This window comes from Bradyrhizobium sp. SZCCHNR1015 (genome assembly GCF_032489875.1).
Taxonomy (GTDB): domain Bacteria; phylum Pseudomonadota; class Alphaproteobacteria; order Rhizobiales; family Xanthobacteraceae; genus Bradyrhizobium.
In genome coordinates, this window is sequence record NZ_JAUEYW010000013.1 from 156,304 (window position 1) to 172,504 (window position 16,201).

The window sequence follows — 16,201 nt, forward strand, 5'->3', positions numbered from 1 at the left end:
ATTTTGTGCCATTTGCCTAGGAACAGGCCAAAACGGCCGTCCCAAGCCTGCCTCCGAAACAGGCTGCTTCGCTCCGAGGAAACCAAGGCCCGCCCATGAAGCTCGTCGTCGCGATCATCAAACCCTTCAAGCTCGACGAGGTGCGCCAGGCCCTCACCGCGATCGGCGTCCACGGCATGACCGTGACCGAGGTCAAGGGCTACGGCCGCCAGAAGGGCCACACGGAGATCTACCGGGGCGCCGAATATATCGTGAACTTCCTGCCCAAGCTGCGCATCGAGATCGCGGTCAACTCCGAGATGGCCGACAAGGCGGTCGAGGTGATCACCACGCATGCGCGCACCGGCCAGATCGGCGACGGCAAGATCTTCGTGACGCCGATCGATCATGCCCGCCGCATCCGCACCGGCGAGACCGACACCGACGCTCTGTAAACCGTTCAAGCAGCCGCGACGGCTGCACGCCCGCCGCAACGGCGCGGCGGAGCGAACATTCTCAACCTGATCCGACATGCCGGGGGGACTGTCATGGGGACCTGCGCGTCTCGTTGCCTGCGCGCGCCTGCTGCTTTGGCTGCGGCGGCCGCGATCATCTTCGTTACACCCGCACGGGCGGCAGCGCCGTCCACGATCGATCCGGCCGACACCGCCTGGATGATCGTCGCCACCGCGCTGGTGCTGATGATGACGATCCCAGGGCTGGCGCTGTTCTACTCGGGCATGGTGCGCAAGAAGAACGTGCTGGCGACCATGGCGCAGAGCCTCGCGGCGGTGATGCTGATCTCGATCCTGTGGGTCGCGTTCGGCTATTCGCTGGCGTTCGTCGGCGACGGCACCTGGATCGGCTCGCTCGACCGCGCGTTCCTCGCCGGCATGGGCATGGACAGCGTCCATCCTGGCGCCAAGACCATCCCCGAGTCGCTGTTCATGCTGTACCAGATGACGTTTGCGATCATCACGGTGGCGCTGGTGGCGGGCTCGGTCGCCGACCGCATGCGGTTCTCGGCCTATCTGCTGTTCGGCATCGCCTGGTTCATCTTCGTCTATGTCCCGCTGGCGCATTGGATCTGGGGCGGCGGCTTCCTTGCGCAGGCCGGCGTGGTCGATTTCGCCGGCGGCCTCGTCGTGCATCTCTCCGCCGGCACCGCCGGGCTGGTCGCCGCGCTGGTGATGGGACGGCGCCAGGGCTATGGCAGCGAGAACCTCTCGCCGTTCGACCTGTCGCTCGCGGTGGTCGGCACCGGCCTGCTCTGGGTCGGCTGGTTCGGCTTCAATGGCGGCTCTGCGCTCGGGGCCAATGCGCATGCGGTGATGGCGATCCTGACCACGCATCTCGCCGCCTGCGCCGGCGCCGTCACCTGGGGCGCGCTGGAATGGTCGACCCGGCGCAAGCCCTCGGTGCTCGGCATGATCTCCGGCGCGGTCGCCGGCCTCGGCACCATCACGCCCGCGTCCGGCTTCGTCGCGCCGTGGCACGGCCTGGTGATCGGCGCGCTCGCCGGTATCATCTGCTACTGGGCCTGCACCTCGCTGAAGCACCGCTTCAACTATGACGATTCGCTCGACGTGTTCGGCGTCCACGGCATCGGCGGCCTGACCGGGACCCTGCTGGCCGGCGTGTTCGCGACGGCCGCGATCGGCGGCACCACCGGGCTGATCGAGGGCAACCCAAAGCAGCTTGCGGCCCAGCTCTACGGCGTCGCCGTCACACTGGTGTGGTCGGGCGGCGTGACCTGGGGTCTCCTGAAGCTGGTCAGCGCCTTCGTGCCGCTGCGGGTGTCGCGCGAGCACGAGCTGGAAGGGCTCGACATCTCCCAGCATGGCGAGGCGCTGCAATAGCTGCAGCAAACGGCGCCAATTGACCTGTTCGGCGTCGCGGGATTCTGCCCGCGCCGTGGGCAGCATTGTGTCTTGAGCCTGACATGCGCAACTTTTGCGCATGCCTGCCCATTCCTTGAGCGCGGCGGAATGGCGCAGCCCCTGATGCCCCCCCTGAGGGCTGAAAAGGTCAGGATTCACCGCTCGTTAGCCCTGACCAGCCGTCTGGCACGGCATTTGATTCTATGGCCCCCGGCTGTGCCCGCGTCGTGAAGATTTCTCCGCGTGGTGAACCTCAGTCGACAGGAAGCGCTCGGTAACGTCCGTACCGGGCCCAAGCGGGGATTGGACCCATGAAAATTGTTATGGCGATCATTAAGCCATTCAAGCTCGAAGAAGTCCGGGACGCCCTGACCGCCATCGGCGTTCATGGTCTCACGGTGACGGAAGTGAAGGGGTACGGCCGTCAGAAAGGTCATACGGAAATCTACCGCGGCGCCGAATACGCGGTGAGCTTCCTGCCCAAGATCAAGATCGAGGTCGCGATCCCCTCCGACCAGGTCGACAAGACCATCGATGCGATCAGCTCGGCCGCCAAGACCGGCCAGATCGGCGACGGCAAGATCTTCGTCATCAGCCTCGACCACGCCGTGCGCATCCGCACCGGCGAAGCGGACGCTGCGGCCCTTTGATTTCGCGCTCAAACCAGAACACTTACGGAGTAGAATAAAATGACGTTCAAACGTCCAACCAGCGCGGGATGGATCACGCTCGCCATCGCCGGGCTCTGCGTCGCAGGCCTCGCCGACGTGGCGTTCGCCGAGGACGCGCCGGCCGCCGCTGCCGCAGCCGCCCCCGTTCCCAACAAGGGCGACGTCGCCTGGATGCTCGTGTCCAGCGCCCTCGTGCTGATGATGTCCATCCCCGGCCTCGCGCTGTTCTATGGCGGTCTCGTCCGCACCAAGAACATGGCGTCGGTCCTCACCCAGGTGTTCGCGATCGTCGCCATGGTCGGCGTGATCTGGACGCTCTACGGCTACTCGATGGCCTTCACCGACGGCGGCAGCATGACCTCGTGGGTCGGCGGCTTCTCCAAGGCCTTCCTGCACGGCGTCGACGCCAACTCGACCGTTCCGACCTTCTCGAACGGCGTGGTGATCCCGGAGCTCGCCTACTTCGTGTTCCAGATGACCTTCGCGATGATCACCCCGGCCCTGATCGTCGGCGCCTTCGCCGAACGCATCAAGTTCTCGGCCGTGATGCTGTTCATCCTGCTCTGGGTGACCTTCATCTACTTCCCGATCGCGCACTGGGTCTGGTACATCGCCGCTCCCGATGACGTCGCTGCCGCTGCCAAGGCTCTCGCTGCCGCTGGCGACGCTGCTGCCAAGACGGCCGCCCAGGCCAAGCTCGACGAAGTCACCGGCGCGGTCGGCTGGCTCGCCGGCGCCGGCGCTCTCGACTTCGCAGGCGGCACGGTCGTTCACATCAACGCCGGCATCGCCGGCCTGGTGGGCGCGGTCCTGATCGGCAAGCGCACCGGCTACGGCAAGGAGCTGATGGCTCCGCACTCGCTGACCATGACCATGATCGGCGCCGCGCTGCTGTGGGTCGGCTGGTTCGGCTTCAATGCCGGCTCGAACCTGGAGTCGAACGGCGTCACCGCGCTGGCCTTCGTCAACACCATGGTCGCCACCGCCGGTGCGGCGCTGTCCTGGCTGCTGTGCGAATGGGCCGTCAAGGGCAAGCCCTCGCTGCTCGGCATCTGCTCGGGCGCGGTCGCCGGCCTCGTCGCCGTCACGCCGGCCTCCGGCTTCGCCGGCCCGATCGGCGCGCTGGTGCTCGGCCTGATCGTCTCCCCGATCTGCCTGTTCTTCGTCTCCACCGTGAAGAACGCGCTGGGTTATGACGACGCCCTCGACGTGTTCGGCGTGCACTGCATCGGCGGCATCGTCGGCGCTCTCGCCACCGGCATCCTGGTCAACCCGGCGCTGGGCGGCGTCGGCATCACCGACTACACCAACATCACCGGCAACAACGCCGGCACCTACGACTTCGCCACGCAGATGCTGGCGCAGATCAAGGCTGTCGTCGCCACGCTGGTGTGGTCGGGTGTCGGCTCGGCGATCCTCTACAAGGTCGTCGACGTGATCATCGGCCTGCGCCCGACCGTCGAGCAGGAGCGCGAGGGTCTGGACATCACCGACCACGGCGAGCGCGCCTACAACTACTGAGTTCTCCCGGGACTTGGTCGTAAGCGACCAGGTCCGCAACTTCGGTTCGGGCAAATACCCGGCAATGCCCTGACCGTTGAGGGGCTCCAGCGCAAGCTGGGGCCCCTTTCTTTTTTGGCCTTTCGACTGGGCTTGTCTTTTGTCCGAGATGGGCAGCCGCAACGCTGCGGACAGGTCGTAGAGGCCGATCGCGTGCCACACCGCCGGTGTCGTCCCCGCGAACGCGGACCCATACCGCGTGAACTTTGTAAGGGGCAGGCGGCAGGTACCACAGGTCTGGCCGAACACACCCGGCCCTCCCTGCGCAACGATTTTAACGGCTGCTTCGCGTTCTCCCTGGTGCGCCGGGCCGTCTGGCCACCATCACGAGCGCGACACGCCAGGGCATCGCCACCCGCTTGATATCAGCGTCGGGATATCAGGACCGCGCGACTTGACCGTGCGTGCATCGATCGTTCGTCCGCGCAACTAAGTCACGCTGCGTTGACCCACGCCCGTCGCATCCCACTGCCAACGATCCGTGACGGTCGCGAAACGCCCCTCATGCGGCAGCAGGGCGCGCGGAAATGTTATTTGCCCGACGTTGCAAGGGGAAATGCTGCGGCAAACTAAAACGACGGGCAGTTTGCCCATGGCAGGCTTGCGGTCACGTCCATCCCGCTCGGCTTTACGGTGAGCCCGGCCATCCCCGTCCTTGTTTGCTCAAAAGGAAGACGTGGATGCCCGGGACAAGCCCGGGCATGACGGAGTAGTTAGTTCGCGATCACCGCGCCCTGATGACGGGCGTGACGCCGAATAGCACGTCCGCCGTTGCTCTGGCCGATGGGCGCTGCGAGCAATGCAAGCCGATGGACGGCTCATGCACCTTCGAACTTGAACGACACGTTGAGCTTGGCCCGATAGGCTTCCACTTTCCCCTTCGCGTCGAGCTGCATGTCCAGCTTGACGACTTCCGCGACGCGGAGGTCTCGGAGTGTTTTCGCCGCCTGTTCGACCGCATTCGCGGCCGCCTTTTCCCAGGATTCACCGCTGGTACCGATCAGCTCGATGACTTTGTAGACGCTGTCAGACATGTCGTTCTCCTGTTCGGTATGAAGCAGGAAGCAGGAGCTTCCTGCCACAACCGAGCGTAGCATCACGACATCAACACGGGAAGCGCTCGGCAGAGTATTGATCCCGAAGTTCACCCAGCCTTTCAGGGCAGGATTTCCTATTCTCAGATGCGATCGCGGCCCTCTACGCCGGGAACTTCTCGACTGACGACCTGAGGGCCATGGGCAGGCGCTCGGCGAAGAGATCGCAACCAGATGGTCGACGAGCCGCGCAAGAAAGGTCTGGATCTCTGAGCCGCGCCAGGGCCGGGCGCTGCTGAGCCGGCATCTTACGCCGTTCGATCGGTTATACTCCGCCCAACTTGCAGATGTGCTTCCATTCCTCCGGCGTCACCGGCTGCACCGACAGGCGCGACTGCTTGACCAGGGCCATCTCACTGAGCGTCGTGTCGGTCTTGATCGCGGCGAGCGTCACCGGGGTCTTGAACGCCTTGTGCGCCTTGATGTCGACGCAGACGAATTTGCCGGTCTTGTCGGTCGGGTCGGGATAGGCTTCCTTGATGATCTCGGCGATGCCGACGATCTCCTTCCCCTCGTTGGAATGATAGTAGAAGGCGAGGTCGCCCTTCTTCATCGCCACCAGGTTCTGCCGCGCCGTGTAGTTGCGCACGCCGGTCCAGGCCTCCCCCTTCGCGCCCTTCTCCACCTGCTGGTCCCACGACCATACCGAGGGTTCGGATTTCACCAGCCAGTAGTTCATGATGCAGTTCTCTTTTCTCTTTCCATTCATCGTGGCCGGGCAAAAGTGCGAAGCACGTCTGTCAAAGGCCCCGGCCATCCACGTCTCACCGCCAGCTCTATTATCTTAGACGTGGATGCCCGCGACAAGCGCGGGCATGACGGCGGAGGTGGCTGCGCGACCGGTAGCGCCGCGCCTACACCGCTCACTCCTCCGCCTTGAACGGGCGCAGCATCAGCGCCTCGATCGCAGCGTCGATCGTGACGCTGCCGGCGAGAATGGCGGCCACGGCCAGCGCGACCGGCATCTCGACGCCGCGCGAGGTGGCGAGCTCGACCAGCACGGGCGCGGTGTATTGTCCCTCGGCGAGCTTGCCCGCCGGCAGCGGCTCGCCGCGGCCGAGCGCGAGGCCGGCGGCGAAGTTGCGCGACTGCGGGCCGGCGCAGGTGAGGATGAGGTCGCCGAGGCCGGACAGGCCGGTCAAGGTCTCGCTGCGCGCGCCATAGGCGCGGCCGAGCCGGACCAGCTCGGCGAAACCGCGCGTGGTCAGCGCCGCCAGGGCCGAGGCGCCGAGCTGCCGTCCGGCGACGATGCCGGCGGCGATCGCCAGCACGTTCTTGGCGGCGCCGCCGATCTCGACGCCGCGCACGTCGGTCGCGTGATAGGGCCGGAAGGTCGGCGAGCCCAGTGCCTGCACCAGCGCCGCCGCAAGCGGCTCGTCGCGGGCGGCGAGCGTCACCGCCGTGGGCAGGCCGCGCGCGACATCGTCGGCGAAGCTCGGGCCGGACAGGATGGCGGGGATCGCATTCGGCGCCGCCTCGGCGATGACCTCGGTCATGAATTTGTGGGTGCCGTGCTCGATGCCCTTGGCGCAGGCGATGAGCGGTGTGCCAGGCCGAAGCAGCGGCGCGAGGTGCATGACCGCGCCGCGCAGGTGCTGCGCGGGAACGACGATGAGAACGGCGTCGGCGCGGGCGGCCCGGGCGAGATCGGCGGTGACGGAGATGCTGTCGGCGAGCGGAATGCCGGGCAGGCGCGGATTCTCGCGCGCGCTGGCTATGCGCGCGGCGTGGTCGGCATCGCGGGCGTACAGCGTGACGTCACGGCCGGCGCGTGCCGCGACGGCGGCGAGCGCGGTGCCCCACGCCCCGGCGCCGATGATGCTGATGGTTTGGAAACTGATCATGCGCGGCAACCGCCGCTGCGCTCCCTCTCCCCTTGTGGGGGAGGGCTGGGGAGGGGAGTGCCACGGGCGAGAGCGTTCGTGGGGCTACCCCCACCCCCGACCCCTCCCCGCCTAGCGAAGCTCCGCTTCGCGCGGGGGGAGGGGGGCGCACCGAGTTTGCCGCGCCAGCTTGCGCTATGGCGTACAAGAGAACGAGCCAATGGATGGCGCGTGCTCGGCGCAGCCAGCAACTCTGCCACGGTCAAAACCCCGCGCGCGTATTCGCGAACTTGCCCGGCACGCTGGCATTGGCATCCAGCAGCCAGCGGGCGCGCGGGGCGGCGTCCATGCCGTCGACCATGCCGAGCGCGAGCCGCTCCAGTCCGGCCCAGGCAATCATCGCACCGTTGTCGGTACACAGCGCCGGCGGCGGCATGATCAGGCGGGTGCCGCCGGCTTGCGCGACATCGTCGAGCGCGCCGCGGATCGCCTGGTTGGCGGCGACGCCGCCGGCGGCGACCAGCGCGGTTGGCGCACCGAAGCGCTGCTTGAACAGATCGAGGCCGACGCGCAGACGGTCGGCGGTCGACTCCAGCACCGCCGCCTGGAAGCTGGCGCAGAGGTCGGCGACATCCTGGTCGGTGATGCTCTCCAGTCGGCCGATCTCGTTGCGCACCGCGGTCTTCAATCCCGACAGCGAGAAATTCGCATCGCTGCGGCCTAGCATCGGACGCGGAAACGCGAAGCGCTTGGCGTCGCCGTTGCGCGCGGCCTGCTCGACTTCAGGTCCGCCGGGATAGGGCAGGCCCAGCATCTTGGCGACCTTGTCGAACGCCTCGCCCATGGCGTCGTCGACGGTGGTGCCGAGCCTGATGTAGTCGCCGACGCCGGCGACCGCGACGATCTGGGTGTGGCCGCCGGAGGCCAGGAAGAGGCAATAGGGGAAGTCGATTGCATCGGTGAGGCGCGGCGTCAGCGCATGCGCCTCGAGATGGTTGACCGCGATCAGCGGGGTATCGTGGACGAGAGCAATCGCCTTGGCGGTGGTGAGGCCGACGATGACGCCGCCGATCAGTCCTGGGCCGGCCGCCGCGGCGACGCCACCGAGCGCGGCATAGTCGATGCCGGCTTCGCGCATCGCTGCGTCGATGAGATGGTCGAGCATGTCGACATGGGCGCGCGCCGCGATCTCGGGAACCACGCCGCCATAGATGGCGTGCTCGTCGGTCTGCGAGCGCACGACGTTGGACAGGATCTGCCCCTTGCCGTCCGAATCACGCGCCACCACGGCGGCGGCGGTCTCGTCGCAGGTGGTTTCGATGCCCAGCACGAGCGTTTGCGATTCGTTACCCAATCTCAACCCTTTTGGTCATTATGAGTGCGCAGAACCGCCTAACACCACGAGGTCGCCAGGTGCAATCACCCGTCCGTTGCAGCCCGGCCGATCCGTATTCGACGGGAGCATAGCACATGGCCGTGCTGGTGACCCGTCCCGCCCCCGACAATGAACGCACCGCCGCGGCTTTGCGCGCGCGCGGCTTCGACGTGCTGCTGGCGCCGATGCTGCGCTTCGAGCCGGTCGCGCTGCCGCCTGACGCCGGCCGCGACGCCGCCGGACTGATCGTGACGTCATCGAACGCGCTGCGCGCGGCCGCGCCGCAGCTCGGAGCGTCCGCCTTGCTGCGCCTGCCGCTGTTCGCGGTCGGCGACCAGACCGCGGCGGCCGCACGCGACGCCGGCTTCACGCAGGTGATCTCGGCCGCGGGCGATGCGACGGCGTTGCGCGACCTGATCGCCAATGGCGGCGTCGTCGACGCCGGGGCCACCCTGCTCTATCTTGCGGGCGCCGACATCTCGCGCGATCTCGCCTCCGAGCTCGCCGCACGCGGCTACGACGTGGTCACGCAGACCGTCTACCGGATGGCACAGGTGACCAGCCTGCCACGCGAGGTCTGCGACGCGTTCGCGGCAAACGCGATTCGCGCGGTGCTGCATTATTCGCGGCGGAGCGCGGCGGCGTTCGTGGCGGCCATCCGGGCCGACGGCGTCGAAATCTCGGCGCTGGCGGTGCCGCATGCCTGCCTGTCGGCCAATGTCGCCGAGGTTCTTCGAGAGGCTGGCGCGACCCAGGTCACAATCGCGGCGCATCCGGATGAAAACGACATGCTGGAGGGCCTGACCCGTGCGCTACGGTCGTGAATGGCGTAAGAGGGCCTGCTCAATCTTGCCTCAGCCAGGGAACTTCCACCATGGTCGATGAACCCGACACCGCTGCACCGGCCTCCGACACCGGGCGGCCGAAACGGCCACCGCCGACCATCGACCTGGAGCCGACCTCGCGCGAGGAGCGCCCGTCGGCCAGCGAGAGCGCGGCCGAGCGGCCGACTGCCTCGCCATGGTCCGCGCCGGCCGAAGCCTTGGCCGAGGGGTCGTCGGGCGCGGCGAGCCAGTCGCATCCGCATGCCGCCGGTGACACCGAACCGGAATCTGCTGCCAGCGAGACGCCCGAGGAGACCGTCGCCGCGGCCGAGCCGCCGCGCGCCGAGCTTCCTCCGCTCCCGCCGCCCCGCCCGGTCTCGCCCTGGATCATCGCGCCATTCTCCGGCGCGGCCGCGGCCGCGCTGGTGATCGGCGTCGGCTGGATGCTGGGCTGGCCGCAGGTCGTACCGCCGTCGGCCGTCTCACCGCAGGCGTCCGCCGTCGACGCGCTCGCCACCCGCGTCGCCGGGCTGGAGCAGCGCATCGGCAAGCCGGATGGCGCCGTGACCGGGCGGCTCGATGCCGCCGACAAGGCGATTGCAGCGCTGCGCAACGATATCGCCGGCCTGCGCGCGCAGGCTGACAAGACGGTGGCCGCGCTCAACGATGTCAGGGCGCAGCCGCGCGACGGCGCCGCGCCGGCGCCCGCACCCGAGCCGGTCGATCTCTCCGGCCTGACCGCCCGCATCGATGCGCTGGAGCAGGCGAGCAAGAGCCAGAGCGCGGCGCTGGCGCAGGAGAGCCGCAAGATCACCGAGGCCGCGGCTGCCAAGCCCACCGACGACGCGCCGCTGCGCCGTGTGGTCGCCGCGACCCTGCTCGACGTCGCCGTGCGTCACGGCGATCCCTACGGGCCGGCGCTGTCGACGGCGAAGTCGCTGGCGGCCGATCCGGCCGCGCTGAAGCCGCTGGAGGTCTTCGCCACCAGCGGCGTGCCGAGCCCCGCGGCGCTGAGCCGCGAGTTGCTCACCATCGTGCCGAAGCTCTCGCCGCCGGCACCGGAGAGCACCACGGGAACCTCGATCCTCAGCAAGCTCTCGGCCGGCGCCTCGAGCCTGGTCAAGGTCGAGCGCACCGACGGCGCCGGCACCGATCGCGGCGCGGTGGTGGCACGGATCACCGCGGCGGCGCTGCGCAACGACTTCGCCGAGGCGCGCCGCGAGCTGAAGGGTCTCTCGCCGGAGGATCGCGCCCCCGCCAATGACTGGCTCGCACGTGCCGACGCCCGCGACGCCGCGCTGTCGACCGCCCGCAAATTCGCCGACGACGCGATGACCGCGCTCGCCAAACCCGCGCAATAGGACGCCCAAGGACGCACATGTTCCGGATCGTCATTTTCCTCATCCTGGTCGGGCTCGCCGCGGCGGGCTCGGCCTGGGTCGCCGAGCAGACCGGCGACGTCGTCTTGAATTGGGGTCCGTGGCGGATCGCCATGACCTTGCCGGTGTTCGTGCTTGCGCTCGGCCTGACCATCGCCGCCTGCGTGCTGGTCTGGAACCTGATCAGCGCGCTGCTGCGGGCGCCCGGCCGGATCCGCAAGGCGCATCGCGCCCGCCGGCATCAGCGCGGCCGGCACGCCATCACCCACGGCCTGCTCGCGATCGGCCATGGCGATTCGACCGCGGCGCGCCAGCACGCCGACACCGCCAGGCGGCTCGCCGGCGACGATCCGCTGACGCTTCTCCTGCACGCCCAGGCGGCGCAGCTCGAAGGCGACCGCGACGGCGCCCGGCGCGCCTTCCGCGCCATGGCCGAGCGTCACGACACCAGGCTGCTCGGCCTGCGCGGCCTGTTCATCGAGGCGCAGCGCGCCGACGACGCCTACGCCGCGGTCATGATCGCCGACGAGGCGCTCAAGCTGGCGCCCAACGCCACCTGGGCCTCGCATGCCGTGCTCGGCTTCCGTTGCGCCGAGGCCGACTGGGACGGTGCGCTGGCGATCCTCGACAGCAACTACACCGCCGGCATGATCGACAAGCCGACCTACCGCCGCCAGCGCGGCGTGCTGCTGACGGCGCGTGCGCTGGCGCTGGAGACCGCGGATCGCGACCTGTCGCGCAGCAGCGCGATGGAGGCGGTGAAGGTGGCGCCGACCCTGGTGCCGGCCGCGGTGCTGGCGGCGAAGTTCGAGAGCGAGGCGCATCAGGTGCGGCGCGCGATGAAGATCATCGAGGCCGCCTGGGCGGCCGGCCCGCATCCGGAGCTCGCCGACGCCTACGCCCATGTCCGGCTCGGCGATTCCGCAACCCAGCGGCTGGCGCGGGTGGAGAACCTCGCCGCGCGCACGCCCGGCCATGTCGAGGGCGCGCTGGCCGTGGCGCGCGCGGCGATCGACGCCGCCGAGTACGGCCGCGCCCGCGCGGCGCTGGCTCCGTTCACGGAGGATCCGACCCAACGCGTGGCGATGCTGATGGCGGAGCTGGAGCGCACCGAGCATGGCGATGCCGGCAAGGCGCGCGAATGGGCGCTGCGCGCGGTGCGCGCCCGCCACGACCCGGCCTGGACCGCGGACGGCTATGTCAGCGACCGCTGGCAGCCGATCTCGCCGGTCACCGGTCGGCTCGACGCCTTCCAGTGGCAGACGCCGGTGGCGAGCCTGCCCTCGGAGCGCAGCAGCGTGATCGAAAGCTCGGCCTTCGCCGAGGCCGTGCTGGCCCCGCCGGCCCGTCCGGCCGCCGCCGAAGCCGTGATCGCGCCGCCAAGCGAACCCGCGAGCGAGCCTGTGGTCATCATGCCGGCCGTGCAGGACAACGAGCCGCCTCGGCCGGCGGCGGCCGCCGAGCCCGAGCAAGCCGAACAGCCGGTCGAGGAGGCGGTGGACAAGCCTGTCGACAAGCCGGTGGATATCCCTGGGGACACGGCTGAGGACGGTAAGCTGATCGAAGCCACCGCGGTCGCGGCCGAGCCGGCGCCGCCGTTGCAGGCCGCGGGACCCGCCGAGACCGAAGCCGAGCCGGAAACGGAGGCCGAGCCGGACGCGGTGGCCGCCAAGCCGGCCGAGACCGCGGCGGCCGCACCGACGCCGCTGTTCCGCACCCGCAACGATCTCGCCAGGCCGGCGGAGACGCCGATCCAGGCGATCGTCCCGATCATGCGGCCGCCGGACGATCCGGGCGTCGACGACGACGATCAGCCCCGCGACGAGTTCGCCGAGCAGATTGCCCCCAAGGCACAGGCCGGCGGCTGGCGTGGGTTCTGGTCACGGTTCGGCGGCTGAGGGCCGTCAGGCCGTCCCGCTGTTCCCGGCCACACCGGTTCGATTCCGGGCCGCCGCGGCACGCGTTGTCCTTGCCAACGGGCCGTCCGCCCGATATCAGGAGCGCGTTCGCGTCGTCAGGCCTCGTGCCGGGCGCTCGCCGCTATGGTTCGCCGCAATAGCTCAGCTGGTAGAGCACGTCATTCGTAATGACGGGGTCGGGGGTTCGAGTCCCTCTTGCGGCACCACGCTTCGCCCTTCGGGCTACGCGTGGCGCAGCCGCCGTAGCCCGTAGGGCGAAGCGTGCCCGGCGTAGCCCGTTGGCGAAGCCGGGCGTTTGAGCCCCCCAATTGTCGCTTGAGCCAAGCTCTTTTGATCCCATTCCACCCTGTCAAACAGCCTGCCGCTCGTCGCAGCCTTGCTCATAGCCATGCCGCCGCGATCTCGCGGGCTAAATAGCCCCAAGTTCTGCTGCAGTCGGCGTCCTCGTCGATCGAGAGGGCGCAGGGAAGGCCGAGTGCCGACTGGCACCCGCGGCCCCCGTGCGAAAGAAATGCACGGGGCAGGAACCACAGGCTCAGCCGGAAACAACCCGGCCTTCCCTGCGCAATGGTTTGAACGGCTGCTCCGTGCTCTCCCAGGGGACCGGGCTTGCTTGCCCCCGTCATCGGGATGTCGCCGACCAAGACACCAGCGTCGGGGTGTCGGGACCACACGGCTTGACCGTCCGCGCAACGACGTTCGTCCGCACCCTCAAGGATGCTGCGTCGCCCCGCGGCCACCGCTCCCCGCCGCAACGTCCCGTGACGATCGCGATGCGCCCCTCTCAGTGCGGGCGGGATTCACGGATCAAACCACTGATTTGGGGAGGCTGTCAACAAAATTTCTGGTATTCGGAATCGCGCCCCGCGCTGCTCCGTTGCTGCGGCCCTGGCTCCCGAGCAGGACGATGAGAAAGGTGCCGCGTCAGCGTTCATTCCACTATCGAGCCAAAGGCCAATTCCAGGGGCTACATTCCGCCGCGAAGTGACATTGAGGCAGTGAGAGCGTGCGGATACCCGGGACGTGCGGATACCCGGGAAAGGTCTGGCACGCTCGTCGTCCGTCAGCTGCCGTTCCATAGCGCGCCCCTCTTGTCCGGGAGCTTCTACTTGCTCCCGCCCCTGTCGGCGCCCGCCTCAACGTCGCTAAGCGACACCGGGACGAGATCGCCACGCTGGCAAAGCCGCTTCACAAGCTTGTGCGCGAGGTTCGTGTCGCAGCAGCCAAGCGCGACGGCGTGGCGGGGACGACTGACCGCGACGTAGAGCCCATTCAACTGTAGTAGGTCCTCGTCACTAAACTCAGAAATGTCCGGCACGACAGCGACGTCAAACTCAAGTCCCTTTGCCTGCAGCGGCGTCGTGAAATGCGTTTTCAATCGTTCTGTTAGCCGACTACGATCTGAAACAATCGGGTTACGGAAGGAGCTTTCCAGGCTTGGCGCCATCAGCTCGAACCAAGTTTGCGTGGTTTCCGCATTCGGGCTGATTACTACAACGCTAGCGGTCGCTGGCAATGAGTTGATTCTTGCCGCTACAAAGTCGGCCAATTCGGCTCGATCTTGAAAAGTATGCATCGGTGCGCCGATAGGTGGTTCTCCCAACCGTTCAGCTTCGCCAGTCGTGCATGCACGAAAGCAGTCGGAGAGCCGCGCGAGCGGCCGTGATTGCCTGAAGTTTGTGTCGAGCATTATTTGTCGAATTGGCTCCCCTACATATGGCAAGGCGTGCGATATTTGTTGGATTCCGCCGACATGCAACTGCTGGCCGAGGTCGCCCGCGACTGTAATCTGGCGGTATTTCCGTTTGGCACGATACCCCATCAGGAAGACCTGCTGTTCGCTGAAATCCTGGTACTCATCAATGAACACGCCTATGCGATCTGAAAATGTCCGGACGTAGGGAATATCTTTGATATCGCGTTCGAACCCATCACAGGCGAGCGCGTTGAGGCACAGCGCCGTAACCACGTCACCGTCCGTCACGAGCCGCTCCTCAAGGCGGCGCGCTGTTTGATTTACAACTTCAGCCACCACCGACACTTCATTTGGAAAGTTCTTCGCTAGTAGCGATGACAAGTCAGGGCGCTTGTGCACTTCGACATAAAGTTCGGTCGGGTTTAGCAACCGGAAAAAACGAAGGGATATGTTAAGGACAGCGTCGCGCAACGCACGACGTTCGAAGTCGTTGAGTGACGCTGTCTCGTGATCGCTAAGGCGCACATCACGGTCCAACGATGCAGCCAGCCCCTGGAGCCCATTGCTCCCCACCTTTAGCCCACGAGCAAGTCCCAGAATCCGCGCTCTCAGAGGACCGCTGCGCCAGAACCCACCCTCCATATTCTGCGAGCGAGCATCGGATGTCCTCAAGCCGTCGGGCGTTTCAGGTTTAGCAAGGGGATCTCGCAGCGTGGCTTCCATCGTCTCGGCCAAGTGCAGGCAGACAGCGTCTGCGAGAACCCTAAGCCAGAGCACCGTTTGTTGGATTACGTCATTCGTATCGGGAGAGCGCTTGTACGGGCGGCCGAAAAGGCGACGCGAATGTCTTTCCTGATTTCGATATTCCTCGAAGTCCATAATTTTCATGCGCATCTCAAGTTCTTCGGCCGTCTGCTTGAGGTACTGAACAAGGCTAGGGCTGAGCACGAAGCCGAGCATGTCGGACGAATCGAAGTCCGCCCAATCGTTCGGATTGAGTCCATAGTCGCGCATATGCTCGCCTGATCGGAAATTTGCGAAGAACTTTAGGCGTCCAAGGGCAACCGATGTCTTGCCGGTGCCGGCGATTCCGTGAACCGCCGTCACGCCGCGAACTGTACGTATGGCATCCTCCTGCTCGCGTGTTGTCCGGGTGAAGAACTGAGAACCGAGCGCTGCGTCTGGTTCGTCGGCGAAGACGACCCTGGACCAATCGGACGGCCAGAATAAATCAGATGCTGCCCGCGTAGACTCTATTTCGGGTTTGGGGGGCGCCGCGCCGCGGGCCTCCTTGACCGGTTGCTCGTCAGCTACACGAGCAGCTGGCGCCGTTGGAGGTTCGAGGAAGGCGCGCACGCCCCTAACGACGTCCACGACGGGATCGCCGGCAACTTGAAATCGCGCAAGCTTGATGTCCGGATTGGGTCGTAGCAGCTGAACCGCGCCCTCAATGTCGACCAGCGACGTCACAATGAAATAGCGCTCTCCCCCGGGTAGCCTAATTTCGAGTTCTTCACCCACACGGCATGACGCAATCTGACTGCCCAGCGGACTGTTTCGTGCGATAATCGATGCTTCAGGAAGGCTCGCGTTCGCTTGCGAGACTCGATAGACGCCGTTTTTCAGAACGTTGCCGGCGTCGTCCTCTTGTCGAACAAAAATGACGCGACCATAACCGCGCCGGCCAACCTCTTCCAGAGCCTCATTGAGACTCAGTTTGATGTTGTGCAGTTTGGCGGCGATCTCGATGTCTCCCCCGCTGCGAGTAACGGCGGGATTATTTGCGCGGAGATCGTCATAGTTTTGGCGCAGGGCGTCGCGAAGGCCCTCGCTAACTTCTTCGAGAACTTGGATTTCGTTCGTCGCCTGTGTGCGCGTCAATTCTCGCATTGGCTTCCCCCTTTCTTACTTATTAGGCCACTTTTCTTGAGCGGCAAATTAAAGTAGCGGCACGGCTCTCAAGAACGCCAGGCCGGCGCCGTTCGTAAAGTTCAAGAAGTC

General features: G+C 66.7%; 12 protein-coding genes and 1 tRNA gene. 8 read left to right on the forward strand and 5 right to left on the reverse strand.

Going from position 1 to position 16,201, the window contains the following annotated elements; genetic code table 11:
* Positions 1-95 precede the first annotated feature (95 nt).
* From QX128_RS22600 to QX128_RS22615, 4 genes are all read left to right on the forward strand, one after another.
* Positions 96-434: a P-II family nitrogen regulator gene (locus QX128_RS22600; RefSeq protein WP_315800781.1), complete on the forward strand. Its 339-nt coding sequence runs from the start codon at positions 96-98 to the stop codon at positions 432-434.
* Positions 435-527: 93 nt separating this feature from the next.
* A complete protein-coding gene (locus QX128_RS22605) occupies positions 528-1,838 on the forward strand; it encodes an ammonium transporter (RefSeq protein WP_316238567.1) in 1,311 nt (436 codons plus the stop codon).
* 332 nt (positions 1,839-2,170) lie between these two features.
* The gene (locus QX128_RS22610; protein ID WP_006611147.1) at positions 2,171-2,509 is read left to right on the forward strand and encodes a P-II family nitrogen regulator; all 339 of its coding nucleotides are present in this window, start codon (positions 2,171-2,173) and stop codon (positions 2,507-2,509) included.
* Positions 2,510-2,548: 39 nt separating this feature from the next.
* Positions 2,549-4,051, forward strand: a complete 1,503-nt coding sequence (locus tag QX128_RS22615; RefSeq protein ID WP_315800783.1) for an ammonium transporter — start codon at positions 2,549-2,551, stop codon at positions 4,049-4,051.
* Between the two features lie 857 nt (positions 4,052-4,908).
* Here QX128_RS22615 and QX128_RS22620 read toward each other — a convergent pair.
* The 4 genes from QX128_RS22620 to tsaD form a co-directional block, all read right to left on the reverse strand.
* Positions 4,909-5,124, reverse strand: a complete 216-nt coding sequence (locus tag QX128_RS22620; RefSeq protein WP_315800784.1) for a dodecin family protein — start codon at positions 5,122-5,124, stop codon at positions 4,909-4,911.
* A 325-nt stretch (positions 5,125-5,449) separates the two neighbouring features.
* Entirely contained in the window at positions 5,450-5,863 is a 414-nt protein-coding gene (locus tag QX128_RS22625) for an EVE domain-containing protein (protein WP_316238568.1), read from the reverse strand.
* A 184-nt stretch (positions 5,864-6,047) separates the two neighbouring features.
* Positions 6,048-7,028 (reverse strand): NAD(P)H-dependent glycerol-3-phosphate dehydrogenase, encoded by a 981-nt coding sequence (locus tag QX128_RS22630; protein ID WP_315800786.1) that lies wholly within the window; start codon positions 7,026-7,028, stop codon positions 6,048-6,050.
* Between the two features lie 241 nt (positions 7,029-7,269).
* A complete protein-coding gene (gene tsaD, locus QX128_RS22635) occupies positions 7,270-8,337 on the reverse strand; it encodes a tRNA (adenosine(37)-N6)-threonylcarbamoyltransferase complex transferase subunit TsaD (protein WP_316238569.1) in 1,068 nt (355 codons plus the stop codon).
* Positions 8,338-8,477: 140 nt separating this feature from the next.
* Between tsaD and QX128_RS22640 the strand changes: the two genes are divergently transcribed.
* The 4 genes from QX128_RS22640 to QX128_RS22655 all read left to right on the forward strand — a co-directional run bounded on the left by QX128_RS22640 (position 8,478) and on the right by QX128_RS22655 (position 12,710).
* Positions 8,478-9,206, forward strand: a complete 729-nt coding sequence (locus QX128_RS22640) for a uroporphyrinogen-III synthase (RefSeq protein ID WP_315800788.1) — start codon at positions 8,478-8,480, stop codon at positions 9,204-9,206.
* 50 nt (positions 9,207-9,256) lie between these two features.
* On the forward strand, positions 9,257-10,567 hold the full coding sequence (locus QX128_RS22645; protein ID WP_316238570.1) for a hypothetical protein: 1,311 nt from the start codon (positions 9,257-9,259) through the stop codon (positions 10,565-10,567).
* 17 nt (positions 10,568-10,584) lie between these two features.
* On the forward strand, positions 10,585-12,483 hold the full coding sequence (locus QX128_RS22650; RefSeq protein WP_316238571.1) for a heme biosynthesis protein HemY: 1,899 nt from the start codon (positions 10,585-10,587) through the stop codon (positions 12,481-12,483).
* A gap of 151 nt (positions 12,484-12,634) precedes the next feature.
* Positions 12,635-12,710, forward strand: a tRNA-Thr gene (locus tag QX128_RS22655).
* Positions 12,711-13,609: 899 nt separating this feature from the next.
* On the opposite strand, the gene QX128_RS22660 is transcribed toward QX128_RS22655, so the two are convergent.
* Positions 13,610-16,090, reverse strand: a complete 2,481-nt coding sequence (locus QX128_RS22660) for a hypothetical protein (protein ID WP_316238572.1) — start codon at positions 16,088-16,090, stop codon at positions 13,610-13,612.
* Positions 16,091-16,201 lie beyond the last annotated feature (111 nt).